This window comes from Rugamonas fusca (genome assembly GCF_014042365.1).
Taxonomy (GTDB): domain Bacteria; phylum Pseudomonadota; class Gammaproteobacteria; order Burkholderiales; family Burkholderiaceae_D; genus Rugamonas; species Rugamonas fusca.
The window spans coordinates 1-25,950 of record NZ_JACEZS010000041.1 but is presented as its reverse complement, the minus strand read 5'-3'; the positions used below and the strand labels follow the sequence as shown (position 1 = coordinate 25,950).

Annotated in this window: 23 protein-coding genes, 2 rRNA genes and 1 riboswitch; of the genes, 16 read left to right on the top strand and 9 right to left on the bottom strand. The window is 66.7% G+C overall.

The features are described 5' to 3' along the window. Window positions 1-92: ribosomal RNA gene (locus H3H36_RS25845) — 16S ribosomal RNA — on the bottom strand; the annotation flags it as partial. Window positions 93-525: 433 nt separating this feature from the next. On the opposite strand from H3H36_RS25845, the gene cobT reads away from it, so the two are divergent. The 15 genes from cobT to bluB all read left to right on the top strand — a co-directional run bounded on the left by cobT (window position 526) and on the right by bluB (window position 15,210). Beyond that, window positions 526-1,560, top strand: coding sequence for a nicotinate-nucleotide--dimethylbenzimidazole phosphoribosyltransferase (gene cobT, locus H3H36_RS25840; RefSeq protein WP_182220907.1), 1,035 nt, complete (start codon window positions 526-528; stop codon window positions 1,558-1,560). A 22-nt stretch (window positions 1,561-1,582) separates the two neighbouring features. Beyond that, window positions 1,583-2,362, top strand: a complete 780-nt coding sequence (locus H3H36_RS25835) for an adenosylcobinamide-GDP ribazoletransferase (protein ID WP_182220906.1) — start codon at window positions 1,583-1,585, stop codon at window positions 2,360-2,362. Next, window positions 2,362-2,904: a histidine phosphatase family protein gene (locus H3H36_RS25830; protein WP_182220905.1), complete on the top strand. Its 543-nt coding sequence runs from the start codon at window positions 2,362-2,364 to the stop codon at window positions 2,902-2,904. Before H3H36_RS25835 ends, H3H36_RS25830 begins: the two co-directional genes overlap by 1 nt. A gap of 42 nt (window positions 2,905-2,946) precedes the next feature. Next, window positions 2,947-3,167, top strand: a riboswitch (cobalamin riboswitch). 131 nt (window positions 3,168-3,298) lie between these two features. Continuing rightward, window positions 3,299-5,167, top strand: a complete 1,869-nt coding sequence (locus tag H3H36_RS25825) for a TonB-dependent receptor plug domain-containing protein (RefSeq protein WP_182220904.1) — start codon at window positions 3,299-3,301, stop codon at window positions 5,165-5,167. 65 nt (window positions 5,168-5,232) lie between these two features. Further along, the gene (locus H3H36_RS25820; protein ID WP_182220903.1) at window positions 5,233-6,255 is read left to right on the top strand and encodes a FecCD family ABC transporter permease; all 1,023 of its coding nucleotides are present in this window, start codon (window positions 5,233-5,235) and stop codon (window positions 6,253-6,255) included. 1 nt (window position 6,256) lies between these two features. Beyond that, window positions 6,257-7,030, top strand: coding sequence for an ABC transporter ATP-binding protein (locus tag H3H36_RS25815; RefSeq protein ID WP_182220902.1), 774 nt, complete (start codon window positions 6,257-6,259; stop codon window positions 7,028-7,030). Then, complete coding sequence (cobO, locus tag H3H36_RS25810) at window positions 7,027-7,644, top strand: cob(I)yrinic acid a,c-diamide adenosyltransferase (RefSeq protein WP_182220901.1); 618 nt, start codon at window positions 7,027-7,029, stop codon at window positions 7,642-7,644. The genes H3H36_RS25815 and cobO overlap by 4 nt, the downstream gene beginning before the upstream one ends. Beyond that, the gene (locus tag H3H36_RS25805) at window positions 7,644-8,951 is read left to right on the top strand and encodes a cobyrinic acid a,c-diamide synthase CobB (protein ID WP_182220900.1); all 1,308 of its coding nucleotides are present in this window, start codon (window positions 7,644-7,646) and stop codon (window positions 8,949-8,951) included. Before cobO ends, H3H36_RS25805 begins: the two co-directional genes overlap by 1 nt. After that, window positions 8,948-9,505, top strand: a complete 558-nt coding sequence (gene cobU / locus H3H36_RS25800; protein ID WP_182220899.1) for a bifunctional adenosylcobinamide kinase/adenosylcobinamide-phosphate guanylyltransferase — start codon at window positions 8,948-8,950, stop codon at window positions 9,503-9,505. Before H3H36_RS25805 ends, cobU begins: the two co-directional genes overlap by 4 nt. Beyond that, window positions 9,499-10,449, top strand: a complete 951-nt coding sequence (cbiB, locus tag H3H36_RS25795) for an adenosylcobinamide-phosphate synthase CbiB (protein WP_182220898.1) — start codon at window positions 9,499-9,501, stop codon at window positions 10,447-10,449. Before cobU ends, cbiB begins: the two co-directional genes overlap by 7 nt. Further along, window positions 10,442-11,428: a threonine-phosphate decarboxylase CobD gene (gene cobD, locus H3H36_RS25790; RefSeq protein ID WP_182220897.1), complete on the top strand. Its 987-nt coding sequence runs from the start codon at window positions 10,442-10,444 to the stop codon at window positions 11,426-11,428. The genes cbiB and cobD overlap by 8 nt, the downstream gene beginning before the upstream one ends. Next, entirely contained in the window at window positions 11,425-12,300 is an 876-nt protein-coding gene (locus H3H36_RS25785; protein ID WP_182220896.1) for a cobalamin-binding protein, read from the top strand. The genes cobD and H3H36_RS25785 overlap by 4 nt, the downstream gene beginning before the upstream one ends. Further along, window positions 12,297-13,094: an ABC transporter substrate-binding protein gene (locus tag H3H36_RS25780; RefSeq protein ID WP_182220895.1), complete on the top strand. Its 798-nt coding sequence runs from the start codon at window positions 12,297-12,299 to the stop codon at window positions 13,092-13,094. Before H3H36_RS25785 ends, H3H36_RS25780 begins: the two co-directional genes overlap by 4 nt. Beyond that, entirely contained in the window at window positions 13,091-14,560 is a 1,470-nt protein-coding gene (locus tag H3H36_RS25775) for a cobyric acid synthase (protein WP_182220894.1), read from the top strand. Before H3H36_RS25780 ends, H3H36_RS25775 begins: the two co-directional genes overlap by 4 nt. Beyond that, complete coding sequence (gene bluB, locus H3H36_RS25770) at window positions 14,557-15,210, top strand: 5,6-dimethylbenzimidazole synthase (RefSeq protein WP_182220893.1); 654 nt, start codon at window positions 14,557-14,559, stop codon at window positions 15,208-15,210. The genes H3H36_RS25775 and bluB overlap by 4 nt, the downstream gene beginning before the upstream one ends. Here the strand turns inward: bluB and H3H36_RS25765 are convergent. After that, on the bottom strand, window positions 15,207-16,970 hold the full coding sequence (locus H3H36_RS25765) for an alkaline phosphatase D family protein (protein WP_182220892.1): 1,764 nt from the start codon (window positions 16,968-16,970) through the stop codon (window positions 15,207-15,209). The two genes, bluB and H3H36_RS25765, sit on opposite strands and share 4 nt — an antisense overlap. Window positions 16,971-17,137: 167 nt before the next feature. Between H3H36_RS25765 and H3H36_RS25760 the strand changes: the two genes are divergently transcribed. Next, window positions 17,138-18,547: a DHA2 family efflux MFS transporter permease subunit gene (locus tag H3H36_RS25760; RefSeq protein ID WP_182220891.1), complete on the top strand. Its 1,410-nt coding sequence runs from the start codon at window positions 17,138-17,140 to the stop codon at window positions 18,545-18,547. Window position 18,548: 1 nt separating this feature from the next. Here H3H36_RS25760 and H3H36_RS25755 read toward each other — a convergent pair whose 3' ends face one another. The 7 genes from H3H36_RS25755 to rrf form a co-directional block, all read right to left on the bottom strand. Next, the gene (locus H3H36_RS25755; RefSeq protein WP_182220890.1) at window positions 18,549-19,025 is read right to left on the bottom strand and encodes a cache domain-containing protein; all 477 of its coding nucleotides are present in this window, start codon (window positions 19,023-19,025) and stop codon (window positions 18,549-18,551) included. Between the two features lie 22 nt (window positions 19,026-19,047). Continuing rightward, window positions 19,048-20,280: a glycolate oxidase subunit GlcF gene (gene glcF / locus H3H36_RS25750; protein WP_182220889.1), complete on the bottom strand. Its 1,233-nt coding sequence runs from the start codon at window positions 20,278-20,280 to the stop codon at window positions 19,048-19,050. Window positions 20,281-20,282: 2 nt separating this feature from the next. Next, window positions 20,283-21,362: a glycolate oxidase subunit GlcE gene (gene glcE / locus H3H36_RS25745; RefSeq protein ID WP_182220888.1), complete on the bottom strand. Its 1,080-nt coding sequence runs from the start codon at window positions 21,360-21,362 to the stop codon at window positions 20,283-20,285. A 5-nt stretch (window positions 21,363-21,367) separates the two neighbouring features. Beyond that, entirely contained in the window at window positions 21,368-22,849 is a 1,482-nt protein-coding gene (locus tag H3H36_RS25740; RefSeq protein WP_182220887.1) for an FAD-linked oxidase C-terminal domain-containing protein, read from the bottom strand. 90 nt (window positions 22,850-22,939) lie between these two features. Then, window positions 22,940-23,827, bottom strand: coding sequence for a LysR substrate-binding domain-containing protein (locus H3H36_RS25735; protein ID WP_182220886.1), 888 nt, complete (start codon window positions 23,825-23,827; stop codon window positions 22,940-22,942). Between the two features lie 81 nt (window positions 23,828-23,908). After that, entirely contained in the window at window positions 23,909-25,624 is a 1,716-nt protein-coding gene (locus tag H3H36_RS25730; protein WP_182220885.1) for a lactate permease LctP family transporter, read from the bottom strand. 207 nt (window positions 25,625-25,831) lie between these two features. After that, window positions 25,832-25,944: ribosomal RNA gene (rrf, locus tag H3H36_RS25725) — 5S ribosomal RNA — on the bottom strand. Between the last annotated feature and the right edge of the window lie 6 nt (window positions 25,945-25,950).

Here is a 25,950-nt window from a genome sequence, read left to right as displayed (position 1 = left end):
CGCCGCCAGGTTGCCCCGCGCTGCCGTTCGACTTGCATGTGTAAGGCATGCCGCCAGCGTTCAATCTGAGCCAGGATCAAACTCTTCAGTTTAATCTCTGTTTGTTTGCGATTTCTCGCACCGTTATTTCTAACGGGTCGCTCACTCAAAATACTGACAGGCTACTCTTGCGAGTATCCTATTTCATTACTTCTTGTGAACATTTGATATTTTAAGTATCGCGGAGACTAGCTCCGCGTGCACTTCCATCAAACGTCCACACTTATCGACTGTGAATTGTTAAAGAACTTTATTCGGTACTGCGTTACTGCGAAGCGTTTTGTTCGTCAGCAGAGAAGCGAGATTATGCGGCGTTTCGTACAGCTCGTCAACCCCTCGTTTCCTACCCCGCTCAACTCGCACTACACGCGCCGTTTTGCGGGGAGGCGAACTATAGCAAACCGTTACCCTCACTGGCAAGGCGGTTTTGAAATAATTCTGTGTGCTATCGTAGCGCCGACCAAAACCAGCCATTGCACATTTACCATGTCCATTCCAGCTATCGCCTCTACCCAGAACGACGCCCTCGCCACGCTGCTCGATAACGCCATCAACAACAAGACCAAGCCGCTCGGCAGCCTGGGTATGCTGGAGACGGTAGCGAAACAGATCGGCCTGATCCAGCGCACGCGCGAAATCGTACTGGAAAAACCAGCGATCCTCGTGTTCGCGGCCGACCACGGCGTGGTGGCGGAAGGCGTGTCCGCCTATCCGCAGGACGTGACCTGGCAAATGGTGGAGAACTTCCTCGCGCGCGGCGCCGCCATCAACGTGTTCGCCCAACAGAACGGCTGCGCACTGCACATCATCGACGCTGGCGTGAACCATGACTTCGGCCCGCGCACTGGCCTGACCGACCGCAAGCTCACCCGCGGCACCCACAACTTCGCCCAACAACCCGCCATGAGCGCCGACACCTGCGCCACCGCGCTCGCGGCCGGCATGGCGCTGGTCGCTGAGCTGGATGGCAACGTGGTCGGCTTTGGTGAAATGGGCATCGGCAACACGACCGCCGCCGCCGCGCTGATGCACAAGCTGACCGGCATCCCTGTCGCCCAGTGCGTGGGCGCCGGCACGGGCTTGTCGGCCGAAGGCATCTCGCACAAGCAGCGCGTGATCGAAGCGGCCGTCGCCCTGCACGCATCGGCCACCGAACCACTGGACATCCTGGCGACGTTCGGCGGACTGGAAATCGCCATGATGGCCGGCGCCATGCTGAAGGCGGCCGAACGCCGCATGGTGCTGCTGATCGACGGCTTCATCGTCACCAGCGCCCTGCTGGTGGCGGCACGGCTGCAACCGGCGATCCTCGACTACTGCGTGTTCTCGCACTGCTCCGACGAGAGCGGCCACAAGAAAATGCTGGATCACCTGGGCGCGCGCCCCCTGCTTCAGTTGAATCTGCGCCTGGGCGAAGGCACAGGCTGCGCGCTCACGCTGCCGCTGCTGCATTCGGCCGTCAACTTCCTGAACCAGATGGCGACGTTCGAATCGGCCCAGGTCAGCGAAAAATCGGAATAAGACGAAGAAGCGAGAACCAGCCATGCACCAACTCCGCCTGTTCTTCACCGCGCTGCAGTTCTTTACCCGGCTGCCTATCCCGCGCTGGGTGGGATTCGAGGCGCAGTGGCTGAACCACGCATCGCGCTACTTCCCGCTGGTAGGCGTGGTGGTGGCCGCCATCGCCGCCGCCACCTACGCGTTGGCGGCGATCCTGTTCCCCCCCCCCGTCGCCGCCGTCATGGCGACCGCCGCCACCATCTACGCCACCGGCGCTTTCCACGAAGACGGCTTTGCCGACATGTGCGACGGCTTTGGCGGCGGCCTGACCGGGCAGCGCGTATTGGAAATCATGAAGGACTCGCGCATAGGCGCATACGGCGCGATCGGCATCGTCTGCATGCTCGCGCTCAAATGCGTGACCTTGTCCCTGCTGCCGCCGACGGTGGCCATCGCCGCGCTGTTCGTCGCCCATCCACTATCGCGCCTCACGTCGACCGCCCTGATCTGGCGCCTCGACTATGCGCGCGACGAAGGCAAGGCGAAACCGCTGGCACAAAAAATGAGCAACGCCGAATTTGCCATCGCCACGACCTGCGCGCTGCTGCCGGCGGCCGTATGCGGCATCACCGGATGGCTGTCCTGGCCCGCACTCGCGGCCAGCCTGCTCGCCGCGTCTGCAGCCGCCTGCTGGCTGGCGCAGAAATGCGTGAACCGCATCGGCGGCTACACGGGCGACTGCCTGGGCGCCGTGCAGCAAGTGTCCGAAGTGGCGATCTATCTGTGCCTGCTGGCCAGCCTGGGCCGCAGCGCCTGGCACTGATGCGCATCACCCTTATCCGCCACCCGCAACCGCTGGTCGCCGCCGGCGTTTGCTACGGCAGCACCGACCTGGCAGTCGCACAAGAACACATCGACCAGGTCTTCGCCACATTGGACGGCACGCTCCCGGCCGGCGCACCAATCTACTCCAGCCCATTACAGCGCTGCGCAGAGCTGGCGAAACGGCTCACCTCCATCCCGCCCATCTACGATTCCCGCCTGGCCGAACTGCACTTCGGCACATGGGAGATGCAACACTGGGATGACATCCCGCGCATGGAGATCGACGCCTGGGCCGCCGCGCCGGCCCACTACCGGCCCGGCGGCGGCGAAAGCGTGCTGCAAATGGCCACACGCGTCGCCGCTTTCCACGCATCGTTGCAGGCCGCAGCGCCATCGGACGCCATCGTCGTCTGCCATGCCGGCACCATCCGCCTGCTGATGGCCTGCCATGCCGGCCTCGCGCCCGCCGACATGGCATTGCGCGCCGCCAGCACGCCGCACAGCACCGCCTACGGCGAACGCATCGTCCTGCAGGACTGACAGGCAGATCGCAAGCCGCGCTTGCCCCCGTGCGCGCAAGCCGTATAATGACGACGTTTTGGTGCCCGCACGTCTGTCCAGACGTGCAGTTAAACGGGAAACACGGAGCCGTCCAGACGGCCAACGTGTGCTGCCCCCGCAACGGTAAGCAAGTGTCGCGCAACCTGCGACGAACCGCCTCGAACAACCACTGTGCTTAGGCATGGGAAGGTGAGGCGGCGCCACTTGCCAGCCCGGATACCGGCCAAATCAGGTGGAAGTGAGCGAACGGGGAGTTGCGCGACACGGACCATGCCTGCCTGTGCGGGCTGCCATGTGCTATTCCAGTTCACCGCTTCTGTTCAATCTGGCCTACGGGGACGTCGGCCGGTTGCTCTTTTACAGAAGATTTGCCATGACTTTTCCAGTTTCCCGCCGCGCCGTTGCGGCCTCAATCGCGCTCGCTTTCGCCACGCCCTCCGTCTTTGCCGACTCCCAGAACGATATCGCCGGCAGCGCCGTCTTCATCACCGCCGCGCGCGCGCCGCAACTGGCGGCCGACGTCCTGAGCGACACCTTGACCATCGATTCGGCGCAGATCGCGCAATCTGGCGCCGGCTCCGTGATCGAACTGCTGCAACGCCAGCGCGGCATCGAGGTGGCGCGCAACGGCGGGCCGGGCACCAGCGCCAGCGTGTTTATCCGCGGCGCCAACAGCAATCAGAACATCGTGCTGGTGGACGGCGTGCGCATCGGCTCATCCACCACGGGTGCGGCCAACTGGAGCGCCATCCCGCTGACGGCCATCGACCACATCGAAGTGGTGTACGGCCCGCTCAGCACCATGTACGGCGCCGACGCGATCGGCGGCGTGATCCAGATCTTCACGAAGAAGGGCGAGGGTAAGCCCGTACTGACGGCCGCCGCAGGCTACGGCGGCGACAACACGCGGACGGCCGAGGCCAGCGTATCGGGCGCGACCGGCGGTGAGCACAGCATCAGCTACGCGCTCAGCGCCGGCAAGGAAAAGTCGGACGGTTTCTCCTCCACGGTCCCCGGCAATTACTCCTACAATCCGGACCGGGATGGCTATGACAAGGAAAGCGCGGCCGGCCAGGTCAGCCTGCGCCTGGCACCCGGCCATGAACTCGGCGCGCTGTTCATGCACAGCAAACTCGATGCCCAATACGACAGCGGCCCATCCAGCTACGACACGCGCAGCCTGCAAAAGCTGGAGAACGCCGCCATCTACAGCCGCAACCAGTTGCTGCCCGGCTGGACCAGCCTGCTGCAATATGCGCAAGCGCGCGACGAGTCGGGCAATTTCACCGGCGACCTGCCCAAGGACCGCGCCCAGCTCAACACCAAACAGACCGACTTCACGTGGCAGAACGATCTTCAGATCGGCGCCGACGTGCTGCAACTGCTGTACGACCACCGCGAGGAATCGGTCAACTCGACCAGCGTCACGACGTTGAACCGCGACCGCAGCACCAATGCCTACGCCGCGTCCTACAACGCCAAGCGCGGCGCGCAACTGTTCAACGCCAGCATCCGCCGCGACAATTCCGAATACGGCGGCAAGACCACGGGCGCGGCCGGCTACGGCTACAGCTTCACCCGCCAGCTGCGCGCCAGCGCCAGCGTGGGCACCAGCTTCCGCGCCCCGACCTACAACGAGTTGTACTACCCCGGCTACGGCCTGCTGACCAACAAGCCCGAGCTGGGCCGCAATGCGGAAGCGGGCCTGAACTACGACGACGGCAGCACCACGCTGGCCGCGCGCTACTACCATAACCGCCTCACCGACCTGATCGTCAGCGTCACGCCCTGCCCCTACAACACCACGCCGAAGAGCTACAGCTGCGCCTACAACGTCAACCACGCGCTGCTCGAAGGCCTGACGCTCGAGGGTGGCCGCAAGCAGGGCGACTTCGAACTGGCCGCCACGGTCGACCTGCAGGATCCGAAGGACGAGACCACCGGCAAGCGACTCGCGCGCCGCGCGCAACGCCACGCCAACCTGGCGCTCGACTACGTCACCGGCCCGGTCAAGGGCGGCATGGAACTGACGCTGTCCGGCGCCCGCTACGACGACGCGGCCAACAAGAACCGGCTGGGCGGCTATGGGCTGGTGAACCTGTACGCCACGTGGCAGATCACGCCAGACTGGTCGGCCCTGCTGCGCTGGAATAACGTCGCCAACAAGCAGTACACACTGGCGCGCTTCTACAGCACCGCCGGTTCCACCGTGTTCGCCGGCCTGCGCTACGGCTACAAATAAGGTGTAACCTGCCGGGCGAGGCTTCCCCGTCCGGCGGCAGCAGACTTACAATCAAAAGGCAGTTCATGCATCCTTCCCTCCACAACCTGCGCCAGCGCACCAGCGTGATCGTCACCTCGCTGCTGCTGTGCGCCGTCGCCAGCCTGCTGTTCGCCAGCATGATGGGATCGGTATCGGTCCCGCTGTCGGACCTGCCCGGTGCCATCGACGCGCTGCTGCACGGCCGCGCCGACTCGCTGGCCGCCACCCTGCTGGAACTGCGCGGCGGGCGCGCCGCCACGGCGTTCGTCACCGGCGCCGCGCTGTCGCTGGCGGGAGTGATGATGCAGGCGCTGTTGCGCAATCCGCTGGCCGATCCCTATGTGTTGGGCATTTCCGGCGGCGCTTCGGTCGGCGCGCTGGCCGCCCTGCTGTTCATGTGCGCCACGTGGATGATCGACGCCGCCGCCTTCGCAGGCGCCGTCACCGTCTCGCTACTGCTGTACATCCTGGCCCGGCGCGACCTGCGCGGCGGCACGGCGGCCGAAGGCGGCACCGCCTTGCTGCTGCTCACGGGCGTCATCCTGGCCTCGGTCTGCATGGCTATCGTCACCCTCATGCTGTCGATCGCACCCGAAAGCCGCTTGCGCAGCATGGTGTTCTGGCTGATCGGCGACCTGGCCGGCGCGCCGCAACGGTGGATGCCATGGGCCGTACTAGCGGCTGGCCTGTGGTTCGCCCTGCGCAGCGCGCGCGCCATGAACGTGATGGCACTGCACGCGGAGGCGGCCGCCACGCTCGGTATCCGCGTGGGCGCCCTGCGCAAGGGGCTGTTCTTCTGTTCCGGCCTGCTCACGGCCAGCGCCGTGACCAGTGCCGGCAGCATCGGCTTTGTCGGCCTGATCGTGCCGCACGCCTGCCGCTTCGCGTTCGGCCCCGACTATCGCGTGCTGATCCCGGCCGCCACGCTGGCCGGCGGCAGCTTCCTGGTGCTGGCCGACACGCTGGCGCGCACCGTGCTGGCGCCGCAGCAGCTGCCGGTGGGCGTGGTCACGTCGCTGGTGGGCGCGCCCATCTTCCTGTACCAACTGCACCGCTTGCGAAAATAAGATGATCCGTACCCACCAACTCACCCTGCGCACCAGCGCGCGCACGCTGATCGACCAGTTGACGTGGCACGTCGAGGACGGCCAGTGCTGGAGCGTGATCGGCCGCAACGGGGCCGGAAAAAGCACGCTGCTGCGCACCCTGGCCGGCTTGCGCCAGCCCGACGCGGGCAGCGTCACCATCGGCCAGCGTGCCCTGCGCGATTGGCCGCTGGAAGAACTGGCGCGCACCCGCGCCTTCCTGGCCCAGGCCCGCAGCGACGCCTTCGCCTACACGGCGCTGGAAACCGTGCTGGCCGCGCGCCACCCCTACCACGGCAACCGCTACTGGGAAGGCAGCGACGACCACAAGCTGGCGCGCGATGCGCTGGCGGCGATGGAAGTGGCCGACCTGGCCGCGCGCGACGTGCGCACCCTGTCCGGCGGCGAACGCCAGCGCGTGGCCATCGCCGCCATGCTGGCGCAGGACACGCCGCTGCTGCTGCTCGATGAACCGGCCAACGCGCTCGACCTGGCGCACCAGGTGAGCGTCATGCGCTTGCTGGCCCGCCTGTGCCGCCAGCAGAACAAGACCGTGGTGATGATAGGCCACGACCTGAACCTGGCGCACAGCGTCTCCACCCACGCGCTGCTGCTGATGGGCGATGGCCGCTGGCGCGCCGGCCCCATCGCCGACGTGATGCAGGCCCCCATCCTGAGCGACTACCTGGGCCACCCGATCGAAACCATACAGCACGGCCAACGCAGCATTTTCATCCCCACCGAGGACCACGCATGAGCGAAGCGAATACCGACGACATCAACCAGCGCCACCGGCTGCGCATGGAGCGCAAAAAGGCCATCATCGACGCCAGGATCGCCGCCGCCGACAAGCAGATCGGCATCATCATCGTCAACACCGGCAACGGCAAGGGCAAGAGCTCGAGCGGCTTCGGCATGGCCATCCGCGCCATGGGGCACGGCATGAAAGTGGGCATCGTCCAGTTCATCAAGGGCGCCATGTCCACCGGCGAGGAGAAATTCCTGCGCCGCTTTCCCGACGAGGTGAGCTTCCACGCCATGGGCGAGGGCTATACGTGGGAAACCCAGGACCGCGAGCGCGACATCGAAAGAGCCAGGGTGGCATGGCAGCAGGCCAGGACCTTCCTGTCCGATCCCGCCATCGGCCTGGTGCTGTTCGATGAACTGAATATCGCGCTCAAGTACCGCTATCTCGACGTCGACACCGTGATCGCGGACCTGCTGGATCGCCCCACCATGCAGCATGTCGTCATCACGGGCCGCGGCGCGCCGCCGGAGCTGATCGCCATCGCCGACACGGTCACCGAAATGGGCGAAGTCAAACACGCCTTCAAGGCCGGCATCGGCGCGCAGGAAGGCACGGAGTGGTGATGGACAAGCAGATCGCAGTGAAAGCCGTGCTGGTGGCGGCCGTCGCCTCCGGCCAGGGCAAGACCACCACCACCGCCGCGCTGGCGCGCAAGCTGGTGCGCATGGGCCAGCGCGTGCGCGTGTTCAAGTGCGGCCCCGACTTCATCGATCCCATGCTGCTGGAGCGGGCCAGCGGCGCGCCGGTGCGCTCGCTGGACCTGTGGATGGTGGGCGCCGAGCAGTGCCGCGCCCAATTGGCCCAGGCGGCCACCGAAGCGGACGCGATCCTGATCGAAGGCGTGATGGGACTATACGATGGCACGCCATCGAGCGCCGACCTGGCACGCCAATTCCAGGTGCCCGTGATGGCCGTGATCGACGCTTCGGCCATGGCGCAAACGGCCGGCGCGCTGGTGCATGGCCTGCGCGACTATGGCCCGGTCGAGATGGCCGGCGTGATCGCCAACCGCGTCGCCAGCCCCGGCCACGCCGCCATGATCGCCGCCTCCCTGCGCGACATCCCCCTGTTCGGCACCCTGGCGCGCCAGGACAAGTCGCTGCCGGAACGCCACCTGGGCCTGGTGCTGCCGGACGAAGTGGGCGGCATCGACGCCCTGCTCGACCAGCTCGCTGACAGCCTCACATTCGACGAAGCGGCCTGGAACCACCTGCCGCCCGTCCAACTCGACATGCCACCAGCGCCAGCACGGCAGGCGCCGCAACTGGACGGCAAGACGGTCGCCGTCGCGCGCGACGCGGCCTTCATGTTCCTCTACCCGGCCAACCTGGACACGCTGGAAACACTGGGCGCCACGCTGCGCTACTTCTCGCCCCTGGCCGATGAACCAGTGCCGGCCGATGCGGACGCCGTCTACCTGCCGGGCGGCTACCCCGAACTGCACGCCCAGGCGCTTTCACAAGCGCACACCTGGCGCGACTCGATCCGCGCCGCCCATGCGGCCGGCATGCCCATCGTGGCCGAATGCGGCGGCATGATGGCGCTGGCCGAAACGCTGAGCGACCCGCAGGGCGAGATATGGCCCATGGCCGGTCTGCTGCCGGGTGAGGTGCGCATGCAAACGCGCCTGGCGGGACTGGGATCGCAAGGCATCATCACGCCCCACGGCCTGCTGCGCGGCCACACCTTCCACTACTCGCAACTGCACACGGAACTGGCACCCATCGCCTACACGATCAAGCATCCGTCCGACGCCCAGGGCGAAGCCGTGTACCGCGCCGGCTCGCTGACGGCGTCCTACTTCCACGCCTATTTCGCCTCCTGCCCCGCCGCCACGGCCGCGCTGTTCCTGCGAAGGAGCGCGGCATGACCGGCACCCTGGTGCTGGGCGGCGCGCGCTCGGGCAAGAGCGGCTTTGCCGAGAAACTGGCGATCGCCACCGGCAAGGAACTGGTCTACATCGCCACCGCGCAAGCGGGCGACGGCGAAATGGCCAGCCGCATCGCCCACCACCGCAGCCAGCGCGACGCCCGCTGGATCACGGTGGAGGAACCGCTGGCACTGGCCGATGCACTGTCCCGCTGGTGCACACCGCAGCGCGTGGTGCTGGTCGATTGCCTCACGCTGTGGCTGTCGAACTTGCTGTTCAGCGGCGGCGAAGAGTGGCCGGACAATGATGATATCGCCCTGCCGCCCCGCTTCCACGCGGAACGCGCCGCACTGCTGCAAGCGCTGACCAACTGCGCCGGCGACGTGCTGCTGGTGTCGAATGAGGTGGGCATGGGCATCATCCCCATGGGCGCCATCTCGCGCTGCTTCATGGACGAAGCGGGCCGCCTGAACCAGGCCGTGGCCGCCGTGTGCGACCGCGCCATCTTCGTGGCCGCCGGCCTGCCGCTCTACCTCAAAGGCGCGCCGTGCTGACAGGACTGAGCCTGCCCGCCATCGCCGTGCTGCTGGCGGCCGGCGTGCTGCTGGACCTGCTGCTGGGCGAAGCCCGGCGCTGGCATCCGCTGGTCGGTTTCGGCAACCTGGCCTACTGGCTGGAACGCCGCCTCAATCGCGGCCGCTTGCGATTCTGGCGTGGGCTGTCGGCCTGGCTGCTGGCCGTAGTACCGCCCGTGCTGGCGGCCACGCTGTTGTGCACGGCCGGCGGCCCCGCCGTGGATGCACTGCTGCTCTACTTCTGCATCGGCCTGCGCAGCCTGCGCGACCACAATCTGCCCATCGCCCAGGCGCTGCGCAGCGGCGACCTCGATGCGGCGCGCCGGCTCACGGCCCGCATCGTCAGCCGCGATACGGCCAGCGCCAGCGATTCGGACCTGGCCAAGGCCAGCGCCGAATCGCTGCTCGAAAACGGCAACGACGCCGTATTCGGCACCCTGTTCTGGTTCATCGTGGCGGGCGGCCCCGGCGCCGTCCTGTTCAGGCTGGCCAATACGCTGGATGCCATGTGGGGCTATCGCACCGCGCGCCTGCTGCGCTTTGGCTGTGCCGCCGCCCGCATCGACGATGCGCTCAACTATCTGCCAGCCCGGCTCACTGCCCTGTCCTACGTCCTGCTGGCGTCCACCATGGAAGGCAAGCGGCGCGCCTGGCGCTGCTGGCGCGCGCAGGCGCCCGCGTGGAGCAGCCCCAATGCGGGCCCCGTCATGTCCAGCGGCGCCGGCGCGCTGGGCCTGGCCCTGGGCGGCCCCGCCACCTACGACGGCGAAATCGAACAGCGCCCGCCGCTGGGCAGCGGCCAACCGGCCGGCGCGCACGACATCGCGCGCGCATGGCGACTGGTGGCCCGCACCACCTGGTTATGGCTGGCCTGCATTGCCGCCATTGCCATTCCCCTGTACTTGAAGGACCACTATGCTTGAACACGGCGGCAACCTGCGCGACGCGGCGCGGCGCTTCGGCCAACACGACTGGCTGGATCTGTCCACCGGCATCAATCCGCACCACTATCCCGCGCCGATCGTGGCGGCCAATGCGTGGCATCGACTGCCGGAAGCCGATCCCGCGCTGGCCGCCGCCGCTGCCGCCTACTACGGCGCGCCACTGATGCTGCCCGTGGCGGGCACCCAAGCCGCCATCCAGGCATTGCCCCGCTTGCGCGCGCCATCACGGGTGGTGGTGGCGGCGCCGTCCTACGCCGAGCACGCGCACCACTGGTCAGGCCACGGCCACACGCGGCGGCAGGTGGACTATGCGCAGCTGGATAGCGCGGTCGATGGCTGCGACGTGATGGTGGTCTGCAATCCCAACAACCCTACCGGCGCCATGGTGCCGCCGCAGCAACTGCTGCGCTGGGCCGATGCGCTGGCCGCGCGCGGCGGCTGGCTGGTGGTCGACGAAGCGTTTGGTGACACGGCCACCAGCGCCAGCATCTGTGCGCAAGCCGGCAGGCCCGGGCTGATCGTGCTGCGCTCGGTCGGCAAATTTTTCGGGCTGGCCGGCATCCGGCTCGGCTTCGTTGCGGCCCAGCCGGCGCTGCTGGACCAGTTGGCCGACCTGCTTGGGCCATGGACTGTCAGCGGCCCCGCCCAACAAGTCGCGCTGGCCGCGCTGCATGACCAGCCGTGGCAGGACGCCATGCGCGCGCGCCTGTGCGCGGAAGGCGAACGCCTGCGGCAACTGCTGGCCGCCCACGGCATCCACGCCAGCGGCAGCGCCTTGTTCCAGTGGTGGCCGGAACCTGACGCCGAGAGCTTCTGGCAGCACATGGCTGAACGGGGCATCTGGGTGCGCCTGTTCCGCCACGCCGCGCGCGGCATCCGCCTCGGCCTGCCGCCGGACGAAGCAGGCTGGCGGCGATTGGATCATGCATTAAACGAATGGAATTGCGTCAAATTATGAAGATTTTTCCCGCCCTACTCACGTTGCTGTATGCCTGCCACGCCAGCGCCGCCATCACCGTGCGCGACGACGACGGCGTGCCCGTCACCGTGCAGCAGCCGGCCCGGCGCATCATGTCGCTGGCGCCGCACGCGACCGAGCTGCTGTTCGCGGCCGGCGGCGGCGACCGCATCATCGGCACCGTCAGCTACAGCGACTATCCGGCGGCGGCCAAGGCCATCCCGCGCGTCGGTGACAACCGCGAAGTGGACCTGGAACGCATCATCGCCATGAAGCCGGACCTGCTGGTGGTCTGGCTGCACGGCAGCACGCCGCGCCAGATCGACGCGCTGCGCCAGTTGGGCATCCCCATGTTCCACAGCGAGCCGCACAAGCTGGACGCCATCCCCGACAGCGTGCTGCGCCTGGGCCAGTTGATGGGCACCGAAGCCGTCGCCCAGCCGGCGGCGGCCGAGCTGCGCCAGCAGCTCGATGCGCTGGCCGCCAAATACGCGGGCCGGCCGCCCGTGCGCATGTTCTACCAGGTGTGGGACAAGCCGCTGTACACGCTCAACGGCACCCACATCGTCAGCGACAGCATCCGCCTGTGCGGCGGCGAGAACATCTTCGGCAAACTGAAGACGGTCGCCCCCACCGTCAGCGTGGAAGCGGTGCTGCAGGAAGACCCGGAAGCCATCTTCGGCACGGCCGAGAAGAACTACGGCGGCGTCAACCTGTGGCGGCCCTATGCCACCATGAAGGCGGTCCGCAACGGCAACCTGTTCACGCTGAACGGAGAATTGCTCAACCGCGCCGGCCCCCGCATGATCGCAGGCACCGCCGCCTTGTGCGAAAAACTCGATCTGGCGCGCCAGCACAGGAACAAACCATGAGCCACTACCAACGCATCGCCTGCCTCTCCACCGAGTCGGTGGAAACCCTGTACGCGCTGGGCGCGGAACACACCATCGCCGGCATCTCCGGCTTCACCGTGCGCCCGCCCCGCGCGCGCGAGGAAAAGACCAAGATCAGCGGCTTCTCGTCGTCCAGGCTGGAACGCATCCTGGCCGTGCAGCCGGACCTGGTGATCGGCTTTTCCAACCTGCAGGCCGACATCTGCCGCGACCTGGCGCAAGCCGGGGTGGAGGTCCACCTGTTCAACCAGCGCAGCTTGGATGGCATCCTGCGCATGGTGTCCGTGCTGGCCGCGCTGGTGCAGCGCGAAGAGGCGGGCCGGGAGCTGGTGGCGCAGCTGCGATCATGCGTGGACGCGGCCCGCACCCGCGCCGCGCAATGGACGCGCAAGCCCGTGATCTACTTCGAGGAATGGAACGAGCCGCTGATGAGCGGCATCGGCTGGGCGGCGGAACTGATCGTCATCGCCGGCGGCGAGGACGCCTTCCCCGCATTATCCGCCCACCAGAGCGCGAAGGACCGCATCATCGCCGACCCGATGGAGGTGGTGCGGCGCGCACCGGATATCATCATCGGCTCCTGGTGCGGCAAGAAGTTTCAGCCCGATTCGCTGCGTTCCCGCGCAGGCTGGGACACGATTCCCGCCGTGCGCAACGGCATGCTGTTCGAGATCAAATCGCCCGACATCCTGTCGCCCGGCCCGTCCGCCATCACGGAAGGCCTGCGCCAGATCAGCGACATGGTGGCCCTCTGGCAGGAGCGGACAAAATGACCTTCCCCTTCCCCACCCTGATGGTGCAAGGCACCACGTCGGACGCCGGCAAAAGCACGGTGGTGGCCGCGTTGTGCCGCCTGCTCAAACAGCGCGGCGTGCGCGTGGCGCCGTTCAAGCCGCAGAACATGGCGCTCAACAGCGCCGTCACGGCCGATGGCGGCGAGATCGGCCGCGCCCAGGCGCTGCAAGCCATCGCCGCCGGGCTGGCGCCGCACACGGACATGAACCCGGTGCTGCTCAAGCCGTCCAGCGACACGGGCGCCCAGGTCATCATCCACGGCCAGGTGCGGGCCGACATGAACGCCCGCGACTACCACCAGTACAAGAGCATCGCCATGGAAGCCGTGCTGGCCTCGCACCAGCGCCTGTCCGCGCAGTACGAGGCGGTGGTGGTGGAAGGCGCCGGCAGCCCGGCCGAGATCAACCTGCGCGACCGCGACATTGCCAACATGGGCTTCGCCGAAGCCGTGGACTGCCCGGTGATCCTGGTGGCCGACATCGACCGCGGCGGCGTGTTCGCCCACATCGTCGGCACGCTGTCCTGCCTGTCCGACAGCGAGCGCCGGCGCATCATCGGCTTCGTCATCAACCGCTTCCGGGGCGATATCTCGCTGCTGGAACCAGGCCTCGACTGGCTGGAGCAGCGAACGGGCAAGCCCGTGCTGGCCGTGCTGCCCTACCTGCACGGCCTGTTCCTGGACGCGGAAGACGCCGTGCAGCCAGTGCAGGCCACGCGCGGCGCGTTTCGCGTGGTGGTCCCCAGCCTGCCGCGCATGAGCAACCACACGGACTTCGACGCCCTGCGGGCACATCCCGACGTGGACCTGCGCTTCGTGCGCCAGGGCGAGGCGATACCGCCCGCCGACCTGGTGATCCTCCCCGGCAGCAAGAACACGCGGGCCGACCTGGAATGGCTGCGCGCACAAGGCTGGCCCGCATACATTGCCCGCCACCTGCGCTACGGCGGCAAGGTGATCGGCATCTGTGGCGGCTTCCAGATGCTGGGGCGCGCCGTATGCGACCCGCGTGGCATCGAAGGCACGCCCGGCACCTCGCCCGCACTGGGCCTGCTCGACATGGACACGGAAATGACGCCGGAAAAACGGCTGGTGCAGGTGCAGGGCATTTGCGCCTTCGACGATAGCAGCGCCCCGGTGTCCGGCTACGAGATCCACATGGGCATCTCCACCGGCGCCGCACTGGGCCGCCCCGCGTTCAGCATCAACGGCCGCCCGGAAGGCGCGTGCTCGGAAGATGGCCAGGTGCTGGGCACCTACCTGCACGGCCTGTTCGACACGCCGCAAGCATGCGGCGCCCTGCTGCGCTGGGCCGGATTGAATTCATCCACCACCGTGGACACGGCGCAGCTGCGCGAAGCGAGCCTGGACCGCATCGCCGAAGCGAGCCGCCCGCTGCTGGACGCGCTGCTCGCGCTGCCCCCTCAGCATCAGGAGACCGCATGAACCCGCACGCCTTCGACGACGCCGAAATCGCCGGCGTCTACCGCGCGATCCGCGAACGGCGCGATATCCGCCACTTTACCTCCGATCCGCTCGACGCGGGCCAGCTGGAGCGCTTCATCGCCGCCGCCCACGCCGGCCCCAGCGTGGGGCTGATGCAGCCGTGGCGCTTCATCCGCATCGCCAGCGCCGAACTGCGCGCGCGCATCCACGCCCATGTGAACGAGGAGCGCATCCTCACGGCGCAGGCACTGGGCAAGCGCGCCGAGGAATTCATGCAGCTCAAGGTGGAAGGCATCCTTACCTGCGCGGAAGTACTGGTGGTAGGACTGATGGACAAGCGTGACAACTTCGTCTTCGGCCGCCGCACCATGCCGGAGATGGACCTGGCCTCCGCCGCCTGCGCATTGCAGAACTTCTGGCTGGCCGCACGCGCCGAAGGCATAGGCGTGGGCTGGGTCTCCATGTTCGATCCGCAGCGCCTGCGCGAACTGTGCGCCATGCCCGAGGGCAGCCAGCCCATCGCCGTGCTGTGCGTGGGCCAGGTTCCCGGGTTCTATCGCGCCCCCATGCTGGAACTGGAACGGTGGGACACGCGCCGGCCGCTGGCCGACGTCATGTTCGAGGATAGCTGGGGCAACAGCGCCGGCTAGCCGACGCACTCCTCCAGCTTGCGGTTGCCCGGCCCCGGCAGGACACGCAGGCTGCGTTCCGTGGCCGCCGTGTAGCGCCGGTCGAACACGGTGTCGACAAAGCGCCAGTCGCAGCGCACCTGTTCGTGGGACGCCGTCACGACCATGTAGCCACGCTTGCTGGTCTGGGCGTAGTACAGGGGTGCGATCAGGTCCACCATCATGGCGGCCACGTCGTCCGGGTCGCGTTCCGGATACGCGCCCTCCATGCCCGGCGACGAGACGGACGCGGTGGCGAACTCCACGCCCACCTGCCGGCCCTGCGCATCGTGCAGGTCGCTGGCCCAGGCGTTGTGCGAATCGCCGGCCAGCACCACCATGTTCTTGCGATGCCGCTGCATCATGGCGAACACCAGTTCGCGATCGTTCTGGTAGCCGTCCCACGAATCGAGGTAGCACGGCAGCGAGGGCGCCGCCAGCCAGCGCCGCTCCCGGTCACCCACGCTGGCCGGATCGCATTCGGCGCGCCGCTTGAGGGCCGCGAAATCCGTGCAATTGCACTCGCCCATGGCGACGGCGGTCGGATATTCCATGCGCGCCATCAGCACCTGCTGGCCCAGCACCTGCCAGCGGGCGTGCGACGCGGCCACCTGCGATTCCAGCCATGCCATCTGCTCGCCCCCCATCATCGTGCGGTTCGGGGAAAGCAGGTCGTGCCGGTATTTTTCCGCGTCGAAGTGATGCTGTTCGTCGTAATAGGAGGCCAGCACCAACTGCTGGTCGCGGCCGACCAGGCGCGTGTCGAGCATGTGCAGCGACAGCACACTGCCGAAATCGAAGGAACGGTAGATCTTTTCCGGCGTCGATGGGTCAGGCGCCCGGATCGGCAGCCATTCGTGATAGGCTGTCATGGCGGCCGCCTTGCGCAGCGAGAATGGTCCCTGGCGAGAGCTCACGTGATCAGCCGAGCCATCGCGCCACGCGTCGTCGGCGAATTCGTGGTCGTCCCAAACGGTGATGAATGGCACGCTCGCATGCAGCGCCTGCAGGTCAGGATCGGTGCGGTATTGGGCGTAGCGGCGCCGATAGTCGTCCAGTTGCAGCAGCAGGTCGCGCGGCTCGGATACGCGGCCCAGTTCCTCGGCGCGGTCGCAGGCGTAACCGTCGCTTTCATATTCGTAGATGTAGTCGCCGATGTGCAGCGCCACGTCGATGTCGTCGCGGTGCGCCGCATCGGCATACACGTTGAAGTAGCCGGCCGGGTAATTCGCGCACGAGAACACGGCCAGCCGGACCTGGCGCACGTCCGCGCGCGGCAGCGTCCTGGTGCGGCCCAAGGGCGACTTCACCGAGTCTGCCGCGAACTGGTAGTAGTACACGTGGCCCGGCAGCAGGCCCGTCGCATCCACCTTGACGGTGAAATCAAGGGCGGCGCTGGTGGTTGCCGTACCGGCCGCCACCACGGACTGCATGGCGGGGTCGGTGGCCACCCACCAGCGCACGGCGATGTCCGCCTGCCCGTGCGGTGGGAGGTGGGGTGCGATGTGTGGCGTGACACGGGTCCACAGGATCACGCGGTCCGTCAGCGGATCGCCGCTGGCCACGCCATGGGCGAAACTGGCCGCCACGTGCGGGGCCGGGCCGCCGCCGGTGCTGCCGCAGCCGGCCAGCGCCAGCCCGCCCGCGCCCAGCAAGGCCGTGGAACACGCTTGCCGCATGAAGTTGCGCCGCCCTACTGCCGCCACTGCCGCTGCCGGCGGAAACAATGCCTTGCCGTCCATTGCGCCTCCATCCCCGTGTCGATGAAACGCAACTTACGCCGCTTTCGTGACGGCCTCGTGACGCGCGGCTGGAACGGCGCACCCTGTCGCGGAACCGACACGCGCTGGCCAATTATGTGACAATCGACGTATTGCATCGCGCGCATAGACAGGCAAATACAGGCACCATGACCGAGACCACCAGCTCCGCCGCCAAACGCTACCTGCCCTGGGTGGTCGCCACCGCCTTGTTCATGGAGCAGCTGGACTCCACCATCGTCAACACGGCCGTGCCCAGCATGGCCGCCAGCCTGCAAGTGACACCACTTAGCCTGAAAGCCGTCGTCACCAGCTACATACTCAGCCTGGCCGTCTCCATCCCCGTCAGTGGCTGGATGGCGGACCGCTTCGGCACCCGGCGCGTGTTCACCACGGCCGTGGCCATTTTTACGATTGCCTCCATCCTGTGCGGCCTGGCCGTCAACTCGCCCATGCTGGTGGCGGCGCGCCTGCTGCAGGGCTTCGGGGCGGCCATGATGATGCCGGTCGGGCGCATCACCATCATCCGTACCTTTCCCAAGTCCGAACTACTGCGGGCGATGAACTTCGTGATCGTGCCGGCCCTGATCGGACCTTTGCTGGGGCCCACGGTGGGGGGCCTGATCGTGCACTGGCTTTCCTGGCGCGAGATCTTCTTCGTCAACGTGCCGGTGGGGATGGCTGCCATCGCACTGGCCCTGCGCTACATGCCGGACTATCACGGCGAACAGGAGCGGCCACTCGATCTGATCGGACTGGTGCTGTTCGGCGCCGGCATCGCGCTGCTGTCTTGGCTGCTGGAGATCTTCGGCGAACACCGGATCGACGCCACATCGACCGGCATCCTGTTCCTGCTGGCGGCCAGCCTGCTCGGTGCCTACGTCTGGCACGCCAGGGACGAGCCCCATCCGCTGCTGCGGCTGTCGTTGCTGCGCATTCGTACCTTCCGGGTGTCGGTGGCGGGCGGTTTTCTCACGCGGCTGGGCATGGGCGGCATGCCCTTCCTGTTGCCGCTGCTGTACCAGCTCGGCCTGGGCCTGCCGGCCTGGCAATCGGGTTTGCTGATGATGCCGGCCGCCGCCGCGGCCATGGGCATGAAGTTCATCTCCGTGCGCCTGCTGTCCACCTTCGGCTACCGTCGCGTACTGGTGGTGAACACGGTGCTGATCGGCCTGACCATCAGCCTGTACTCGCTGGTGCGGGCCGGTACCCCGATCTACGCCATCGTGGCCATCGGCCTGTGCCTGGGCTTTTTCAACTCGCTGCAGTTCTCCAGCATGAACAGCATCGCCTACGCCGACGTGGAAGGGCGCGACACCAGCATGGCCAGCACCATCGCCAGCTCCATGCAGCAACTGTCGATGAGCTTTGGCCTGGCTTGCGGCTCGCTGGTCACAGGCTGGTACCTGGGCGGCCTGCCGCAGACCAACCGGGCGGCGCTCACGTCCGCCCTGCACCACGCCTTCCTCACCCTGGCCGTGCTGACCGTCCTGTCGTCGCTCACCTTCTGGACCCTGCGCAAGGGCGATGGCGACAGCACGAGCAAGGGCGCCGCCTGAACTACTTGACAGGCTTGTAGATGCCGCAGCCAACCAGCGTATCGTTCAAGCGTTCGACGTAACTGGATTTCTGCTCGACGGCCTTGCTGACCGGGTTGGGCCACTTGTAATCGAACCAGCCCTGGCCCTTGGTCTTGGCCACGTTGACCAGCCCCTTGATGAGGTAATTGCCCTCCGCGTCGCGCATGTCCATCAGGTTCTTGCCCACCATGCGCGCGCTGTTGCCATTGCCGATGGCCAGACTGACGCCATTGAGGTCATACACGAAGATGTACAAGTCGCCCTCGACGAACTGCCCCTTGGGATTGCTGAATTCCGCGTAGGCCTTCTCCGTGCCGTTGGCCTTGATGTAGGCCACGGCGCGCTTGACCAGCGCCACCGCCTCATCGGCGCCGCCGCCGGTATTGGCCGCCAGCGCGCTGGCCTGCATCAGCAGCACCGCGCACAACGCAGCCAGGACTCTCCATAAGTTTTTCATGCTCGTCTCCTTATCGTTTGGTCTATGTTGCCTGCGCCAGCAACTGGTCAACCAGTTCTATCCAGTGGCCGACCGGGAGCTCCGTCCCGGACTGCAAATGGGTCTGGCAACCAATATTAGCCGATACGATGCGGGCCGCGCCGGTCGCTTCCAGATTGGCCACCTTCCTGTCGCGCAGTTGGTACGACAGCTCCGGCTGCAACACGGAATAGGTGCCGGCCGAGCCGCAGCACAGGTGGCTGTCGGCGCACAGGCGCACGTCCACGCCGATTGCCCGCAGCAGGCCTTCCACCTTGCCCCGGATCTTCTGGGCGTGCTGCAGGGTGCAAGGCGGATGGTAGGCGACCGGCTGCGCCAGCTTGCCACGGATGCGCGAAGCGAGGGCATCCTCGAATTCGCACACCACTTCGCTCACATCCCTGGCCAGCGCCGACACGCGCTCGGCCTTCTCCGCATAGACCGGATCATCGCGCAGCAAATGGCCATATTCCTTGACCGTCGCGCCGCAGCCCGACGCCGTGATCACCAGGGCCTCCACGCCAGCCTCCACTTCCGGCCACCAGGCGTCGATATTGCGGCGCATGTCATCGAGGCCGCCGTCCTGGTCATTGAGGTGATAGCGGATCGCGCCGCAGCAACCGGCGCGCGGCGCCACCACCAGCTCCACCCCAACGGCGGCCAGCACGCGCGCCGTGGCGCTGTTGATGTTGGGCGCCATGGCCGGCTGCACGCAACCATCGAGCAGCAGCATGCGCCGCGCCTGCGGAGCGGTGGGCCAGGCACCGGCAGGATGCGCATGCGGCACCTTGTCCCGCAACGATTGCGGCAACAGTGGCCGCAGCATCTGGCCGGCCTTCATGGCGGGCGTGAACAGCCATTCGCGCGGCAGGGTTTCCTTGAGCAGGGTGCGGGCGAAGCGCTGCCCCGCAGGCCGGGGCACCTGCTGGTCCACCACCTTGCGGCCAATGTCGAGCAGACGGCTGTAGTGCACGCCGGATGGGCAGGTGGTTTCGCAATTGCGGCACGTCAGGCAGCGGTCCAGGTGCGACTGGGTCTTGGCCGTGGCCGGCCTGCCTTCCAGCACCTGCTTGATCAGATAGATGCGGCCACGCGGGCCGTCCAGTTCATCGCCCAGCAGCTGGTAGGTGGGGCAAGTGGCCGTGCAAAAGCCGCAGTGCACGCAGTTGCGCAGGATCGCTTCGGCTTCGTCGCCATCCGGCGTGTTGAGAAATTGGGCTGCGAGATTGGTTTGCATGGCTACAGGTCCTGGTACATGCGGCCCGGATTGAAAATGCCCGCCGGGTCGAAAGTGTGCTTGAGATTGCGGTGTATGGCGTGGACGGCCGGCGCCAGCGGATGGAACACGCCGCCGTCGCCAGCATCGCGTGAGCCGCCCCGGTACAGCGTGGCGTGGCCGCCCAGCTCCTGCGCCAGCGCGCGCACGCTGGCCGGATCGGCCGCCGAGCGCAGCCAGCGCTGGGCGCCGCCCCACTCGATCAACTGGGCACCGGCGTTCGGGCTGGCCGGGGCGACCGATGGCACGGACAAGCGCCACAGCGGCGTCGCCTGGTCCGCCGTAAAGAAGGCATCGGTCTGCTCACGCAGGCCTTGCCAGTAGGCGTCCGCCTCGGCCACGTCCATCACCTCGCCGCCGATCTGGCGCAGCGCCGCCGCCACGGCCGCCTGGGCGCCGGACAGGCGCACGGCCAGCACGTCGTCGCGCCAGGCGCTGGCCGACAGCGGCAAGGGCTTGCCGCCCCAGCGGTTCAAGTTGTCGAGCGCCTGCTGCTGCTTCATCTGCAGCCGCACCGTCGTTTCCGCCACAGGGCGCGGCAGGACCTTGAGCGACACTTCCAGGATCAGGCCCAGCGTGCCGAGCGAACCGGCCAGCAGGCGCGAGACGTCATAGCCGGCCACGTTCTTCATCACCTGGCCGCCGAAGCCCAGCGCTTCGCCGTGGCCATCCATCAGCACGGCGCCCAGCACGAAGTCGCGCAAGGCGCCCACGGCCGCGCGGCGCGGTCCGGACAGGCCGCAGGCGACCATGCCGCCGACGGTGGCGCCGGGGCCGAAGTGCGGCGGCTCGAACGCCAGCATCTGGTTCTCCTGTGCCAGCGCCGCCTCGATCTCGCGCAGCGGCGTGCCGCAGCGCGCCGTAATCACCAGTTCGGTCGGTTCATAGGCCACGATGCCGCTGTAGGGCGTGGTGTCGAGCAGGTCGCCGCGCGGCTCCTGGCCATACCAGTCCTTGCTGCCGCCACCGCGCAGGCGCAGCGGGGTTCGGGTGGCGGTGGCGGCGGCGATGCGCTCGCGGAATTGGGTCAATTGCGATTGCATGCCGGTCATCCTTTGACGAACTTGAACAGCCCGCCCCGCGTCTGCCGCTTGCCGTAGGCGGCGCAGCGGTCCAGCGTGGGGATGGCCTTGTTGGGGTTGAGCAGGAAGGCCGTGTCGAACGCGCGCTTGACGCCGATGAAGGCCGCCACTTCCTGCAAGGTAAACTGGGCGCACATGGAGTCGATCTTTTCGATGCCCACGCCGTGCTCTCCCGTGATGGTGCCACCCACTTCCACGCACAGCGCGAGGATCTCCTCGCCGAACTGCTCGGCGCGGTGGAACTCGCCCGGCAGGTTGGCATCGAACAGGATCAGCGGGTGCAGATTGCCGTCACCGGCATGGAACACGTTGGCGCAGCGAAGCTCGTATTTGGTTTCCATGGCGGCGATCCCCAACAGCACTTCGGCCAGGCGCTTGCGGGGGATGGTGCCGTCCATGCAGTAGTAGTCGGGCGAGATGCGGCCCGCCGCCGGGAATGCGTTCTTGCGGCCGGACCAGAAGCGCATGCGCTCGGCCTCGTTCTGCGACACGGCGATGGCGGTGGCGCCGGACTGCTTGAGCACCGCGCTCATGCGCCCGATCTCCTCCTCCACTTCCTCGGCCAGACCGTCCGATTCGCACAGCAGGATGGCTGCGGCGTCCGTATCGTAGCCGGCCTTGCAGAACGGCTCCACCATGCGCGCGCTGGTACGGTCCATCATCTCCAGGCCGGCCGGGATGATGCCGGCCGCGATCACGCTGGCCACCGCATCCGCGCCGCGCACCACGTCGTCGAACGAGGCCATGATGACGCGCGCAACGGGCGGCTTGGGAATCAGCTTGACCGTCACTTCCGTCACCACGCCCAGCATGCCTTCGGAGCCGATGAACACGGCCAGCAAATCCAGGCCGGGTGCGTCCAGCGCGCCGCCACCGAGTTCAACGATCTCGCCGTCGATGCTGACCATGCGCACCCGCATCACGTTGTGCACGGTCAGGCCGTATTTCAGGCAGTGCACGCCGCCGGAGTTTTCGGCCACGTTGCCAGCGATGGTGCAGGCGATTTGCGACGACGGATCGGGCGCGTAGTACAGGCCGTGCTGGGCGGCTGCCTCCGAGATGGCCAGGTTGCGCACGCCCGGCTGCACCACCGCCGTGCGCGCATTGGCGTCGACGGTGACGATGCGGTTCATCTTGGCGGTCGACAGCACGATGCCGTCCGCGATCGGCATCGCGCCGCCGGACAGGCCCGTACCGGCGCCGCGCGGCACGATCGGCACCTGCAGCGCGCGGCATGCCTGCAACACGGCGATCACCTGCGCTTCCGTTTCGGGCAGCGCCACCACCATGGGCAACTGGCGATAGGCCGTCAGGCCGTCGCATTCATAGGGTCGGGTATCTTCTTCGTTGAACAGCACGCAGTGCGCGGGCAGCGCGGTGCGCAGCGCGGCCACGACGGCGCGCTGGCGTTCTGCGGTAAATGGGATGTCGGGGGACGGCGCGTTCATGGATGGCCTCACGATGTGAATGCCGTCCAGTGTAGCGACACAAGGTGGAGCGCTGCGGTGAAAAGAATTAACCGCAGAGCTGAACTATTTTCATGTGCCGGCGTAGGTCGCCATCAGCCAGTCGATGAACAGCGTCACCTCCGGCCGCAGGCCCGGGCTTTGCTCGTACACGATGTAGTAGGCGTGCGGCGGCGAGGCCAGGCGGATGTCGAACAGTTGTACCACTTCGCCGCTGGCGATCATCTGCTGCGCGAAGTGTTGTCGCGAGAGTGCCACGCCATGGCCGTGGCGAACCGCTTCCAGCAGCAGGCCAAGGTCGTCCACGCGCAACGCGTTGGTCGGTTCCGGCCAGTCCATGCCAGCTTCCTTGAACCACGGCTGCCACGGTTCCAACGCGGAGCGCAACAATGTGGCCTTGCCCAGGTCGGCCGGGGTGGCGATCCCACCGATGCGCTCCAGGTAGGCGGGACTGGCCACGGCGAAGGCCGGTTCCTCGAACAGCTTGGTGGTCACCATGTCCGGGTATTTACCCGCGCCAAAGCGCACCTCCAGGTCCGATTCGTTCAGGCACAGGTCGTAAAGGGGCACGGACAGGAACACTTCGACCACGATCTCGGGATGGGCCTCCGTGAAACTGGCCAGCTTGGGCATCAGCAGGTAGCGCGCGAAGGTGGGCGGCACCGTGATCTTCACGCGCTGCTGGGCGGGCATGGTCTTGTGCGGCAGCGGAAAGTCGGTCAGCACGCGAAGCGCCTGGCACACCACATCCAGGTAACTGCGGCCGAATGGACTCAGCGTGGCGGCGCGGCCATCGCGGATGAACAGCCGCTCACCGACAAAATCCTCCAGCAGGCGAATACGGTGCGACAGCGCGGAAGGCGTGATGCAAAGGGTGTTGGCCGCTTCCGCGAAGGAGCCGGCGCGGGCCGCCGCCTCGAACGCGGACAGGGCATGAACAGGAGGGAAACGACGTGGCATGGTGATCTCACCGGCGGTACATTAAATGCAACAGCGCCCGTCCGGTGAAGGACGGGCGCTGCAAACAGCCACGGAGAAGAATTAGTGCGGAATCATCCCCGTGAACACATAAGCCTGCAGCACGGTCATGATACCAACGATGGCCGCAAATAGCAGGCTATGTTTGAGCGTAAAGCGGAATAGCTCGGATTCACGTCCCACCAGGCCCGTGGCGGCGCAGGCGACGGCGATCGACTGTGGCGAAATCATCTTGCCCGTCACCCCACCGGTCGTGTTGGCGGCCACCAGCAGCGTGTCGGACACGTTGATCTGGTGGGCGGTGGTGTTCTGCAGGGAGCAGAACAGGGCATTGGAGGACGTATCGGAACCGGTCAGGAACACGCCCAGCCAGCCTAGGAATGGCGAGAAGAACGGGAACGCGGCGCCGGTACCGGCCAATACCAGTGCCAGGGTGGAGGACATGCCCGAGTAGTTGGCGACGAACGCGAACGCCAACACCAGGCCGATCGACAGGATGGGACGGCGCAGCTCGACCACGGTGGCACGGAAGGCACGCGCGCCGTCGCTTGGCTTCATGCGCAGCAGCAGCATCGAGATGAAAGCCGTCAGCAGGATGGCGGTACCAACGGCCGACAGCAGGTCCAGCTTGTACAGTGCCTCGTAAGCCTTGGGCGTGGCCACGATAGGCGCGGTCTTCATGACCATCTGGTCAAGGAACGGTACATGGAATTTCAGGACCGCGCCAGCCAGCGCGCCTTTGGCACCAAACAGCGCCTTGAATTGCGGCAGGCTCCATACCGTGACGATCGCGGTCAGGATGCCGAACGGCGCCCAGGCGCGAATGGTCTGCGCCGTGGTGTAGGGCGATTTGGTGCGACCGCCGACTGGCGCCGTGCCAGCCGCCGCGAAACCACCGAAAGTAGCCATGGCCGCCGTGCCGCCGCCCATCGAAATGGTGCTGCGCGCGCCAGCCTTGGCGCCGGCCGGTTGCCATACCTTGAGCAGCGTGGTGAGCGACACCAGGCTGACCAGGGCCGAAGTGATATCCGGCAGTTCAGGGCCGAGGTAGTTGGACGTCACGTATTGGGTCACTGCGAAGCTGCCGCCCGCCACCAGCGCTGCGGGCCACACTTCCTTGATGCCGCGCTTGCCATCCATCATGAACACCAGCCAGAACGGCACGGCCACCGACAGCAGCGGCAATTGGCGGCCGGCCATGGCGCCGATCTGCATCGCATCGATGCCCGTCACCTGGCCGGCGACGATGATGGGAATACCCATGGCGCCAAACGCCACCGGGGCCGTGTTGGCGATCAGGCACAGGCCTGCCGCGTACAGGGGATTGAAGCCCAGGCCGACCAGCAGCGCCGAGGTGATCGCCACCGGCGCGCCGAAACCAGCCGCGCCTTCGAGGAAGGCGCCGAAGGCAAAGCCGATCAACAGCATCTGCAGGCGCTGGTCATCCGTGATCGAGAGGACGGAAGCGCGGATGATTTCGAGCTGGCCGGTCTGATCCACGATCTTGTAGAGGAAAACGGCGGTGACGATAATCCACGCGATTGGCCACAAGCCGTAGGCAAAGCCGAAGCCTGCGGCGGCCAGGGCCTGCGGCACGGGCATGCCATAAGCGAAGATGGCGACGGCCAGTGCCAGCGCCAGCGTAATGGCGGCCGCTACGTGACCTTTGATGCGCAAGACGGCAAGCGCAAGAAAAAAGAAAATGATGGGAATAGCGGCGACCAGGGCCGATAGCCCCAGGCTGCCGAATGGCGTGTAGATCTGATTCCAGGCTTGCATGTCTTCTCCTCCGGTGTGGAATTTCTTTGTTGTGGAAGAAGTGTATGCCGGGCGCACCCGCTTGCACCGCCGGGAGAGGTTGAAATGAATTGACCGCTGAAGTGAAAAGTTTTCACCGCGCGCTGCAACAGGGGCGGCTGATGGGGAGGGGTAGGGACGAAAAAAAACCCCGCCAACACATGTCAGCGGGGTTTTTTCGAATAACTAGCTTGACGATAACCTACTTTCACACTGGTTGCAGCACTATCATCGGCGCAGAGTTGTTTCACGGTCCTGTTCGGGATGGGAAGGGGTGGGACCAACTTGCTATGGTCATCAAGCTTTGA

What these genes read in the sequence shown, in the direction of transcription:
- cobT (WP_182220907.1), top strand. Translation starts at nt 526, where the DNA reads ATGTCCATTCCAGCTATCGCCTCTACCCAGAACGACGCCCTCGCCACG.
- H3H36_RS25835 (WP_182220906.1), top strand. Translation starts at nt 1,583, where the DNA reads ATGCACCAACTCCGCCTGTTCTTCACCGCGCTGCAGTTCTTTACCCGG.
- H3H36_RS25830 (WP_182220905.1), top strand. Translation starts at nt 2,362, where the DNA reads ATGCGCATCACCCTTATCCGCCACCCGCAACCGCTGGTCGCCGCCGGC.
- H3H36_RS25825 (WP_182220904.1), top strand. Translation starts at nt 3,299, where the DNA reads ATGACTTTTCCAGTTTCCCGCCGCGCCGTTGCGGCCTCAATCGCGCTC.
- H3H36_RS25820 (WP_182220903.1), top strand. Translation starts at nt 5,233, where the DNA reads ATGCATCCTTCCCTCCACAACCTGCGCCAGCGCACCAGCGTGATCGTC.
- H3H36_RS25815 (WP_182220902.1), top strand. Translation starts at nt 6,257, where the DNA reads ATGATCCGTACCCACCAACTCACCCTGCGCACCAGCGCGCGCACGCTG.
- cobO (WP_182220901.1), top strand. Translation starts at nt 7,027, where the DNA reads ATGAGCGAAGCGAATACCGACGACATCAACCAGCGCCACCGGCTGCGC.
- H3H36_RS25805 (WP_182220900.1), top strand. Translation starts at nt 7,644, where the DNA reads ATGGACAAGCAGATCGCAGTGAAAGCCGTGCTGGTGGCGGCCGTCGCC.
- cobU (WP_182220899.1), top strand. Translation starts at nt 8,948, where the DNA reads ATGACCGGCACCCTGGTGCTGGGCGGCGCGCGCTCGGGCAAGAGCGGC.
- cobD (WP_182220897.1), top strand. Translation starts at nt 10,442, where the DNA reads ATGCTTGAACACGGCGGCAACCTGCGCGACGCGGCGCGGCGCTTCGGC.
- H3H36_RS25785 (WP_182220896.1), top strand. Translation starts at nt 11,425, where the DNA reads ATGAAGATTTTTCCCGCCCTACTCACGTTGCTGTATGCCTGCCACGCC.
- H3H36_RS25780 (WP_182220895.1), top strand. Translation starts at nt 12,297, where the DNA reads ATGAGCCACTACCAACGCATCGCCTGCCTCTCCACCGAGTCGGTGGAA.
- H3H36_RS25775 (WP_182220894.1), top strand. Translation starts at nt 13,091, where the DNA reads ATGACCTTCCCCTTCCCCACCCTGATGGTGCAAGGCACCACGTCGGAC.
- bluB (WP_182220893.1), top strand. Translation starts at nt 14,557, where the DNA reads ATGAACCCGCACGCCTTCGACGACGCCGAAATCGCCGGCGTCTACCGC.
- H3H36_RS25765 (WP_182220892.1), bottom strand. Translation starts at nt 16,970, where the DNA reads ATGGACGGCAAGGCATTGTTTCCGCCGGCAGCGGCAGTGGCGGCAGTA.
- H3H36_RS25760 (WP_182220891.1), top strand. Translation starts at nt 17,138, where the DNA reads ATGACCGAGACCACCAGCTCCGCCGCCAAACGCTACCTGCCCTGGGTG.
- H3H36_RS25755 (WP_182220890.1), bottom strand. Translation starts at nt 19,025, where the DNA reads ATGAAAAACTTATGGAGAGTCCTGGCTGCGTTGTGCGCGGTGCTGCTG.
- glcF (WP_182220889.1), bottom strand. Translation starts at nt 20,280, where the DNA reads ATGCAAACCAATCTCGCAGCCCAATTTCTCAACACGCCGGATGGCGAC.
- glcE (WP_182220888.1), bottom strand. Translation starts at nt 21,362, where the DNA reads ATGCAATCGCAATTGACCCAATTCCGCGAGCGCATCGCCGCCGCCACC.
- H3H36_RS25740 (WP_182220887.1), bottom strand. Translation starts at nt 22,849, where the DNA reads ATGAACGCGCCGTCCCCCGACATCCCATTTACCGCAGAACGCCAGCGC.
- H3H36_RS25735 (WP_182220886.1), bottom strand. Translation starts at nt 23,827, where the DNA reads ATGCCACGTCGTTTCCCTCCTGTTCATGCCCTGTCCGCGTTCGAGGCG.
- H3H36_RS25730 (WP_182220885.1), bottom strand. Translation starts at nt 25,624, where the DNA reads ATGCAAGCCTGGAATCAGATCTACACGCCATTCGGCAGCCTGGGGCTA.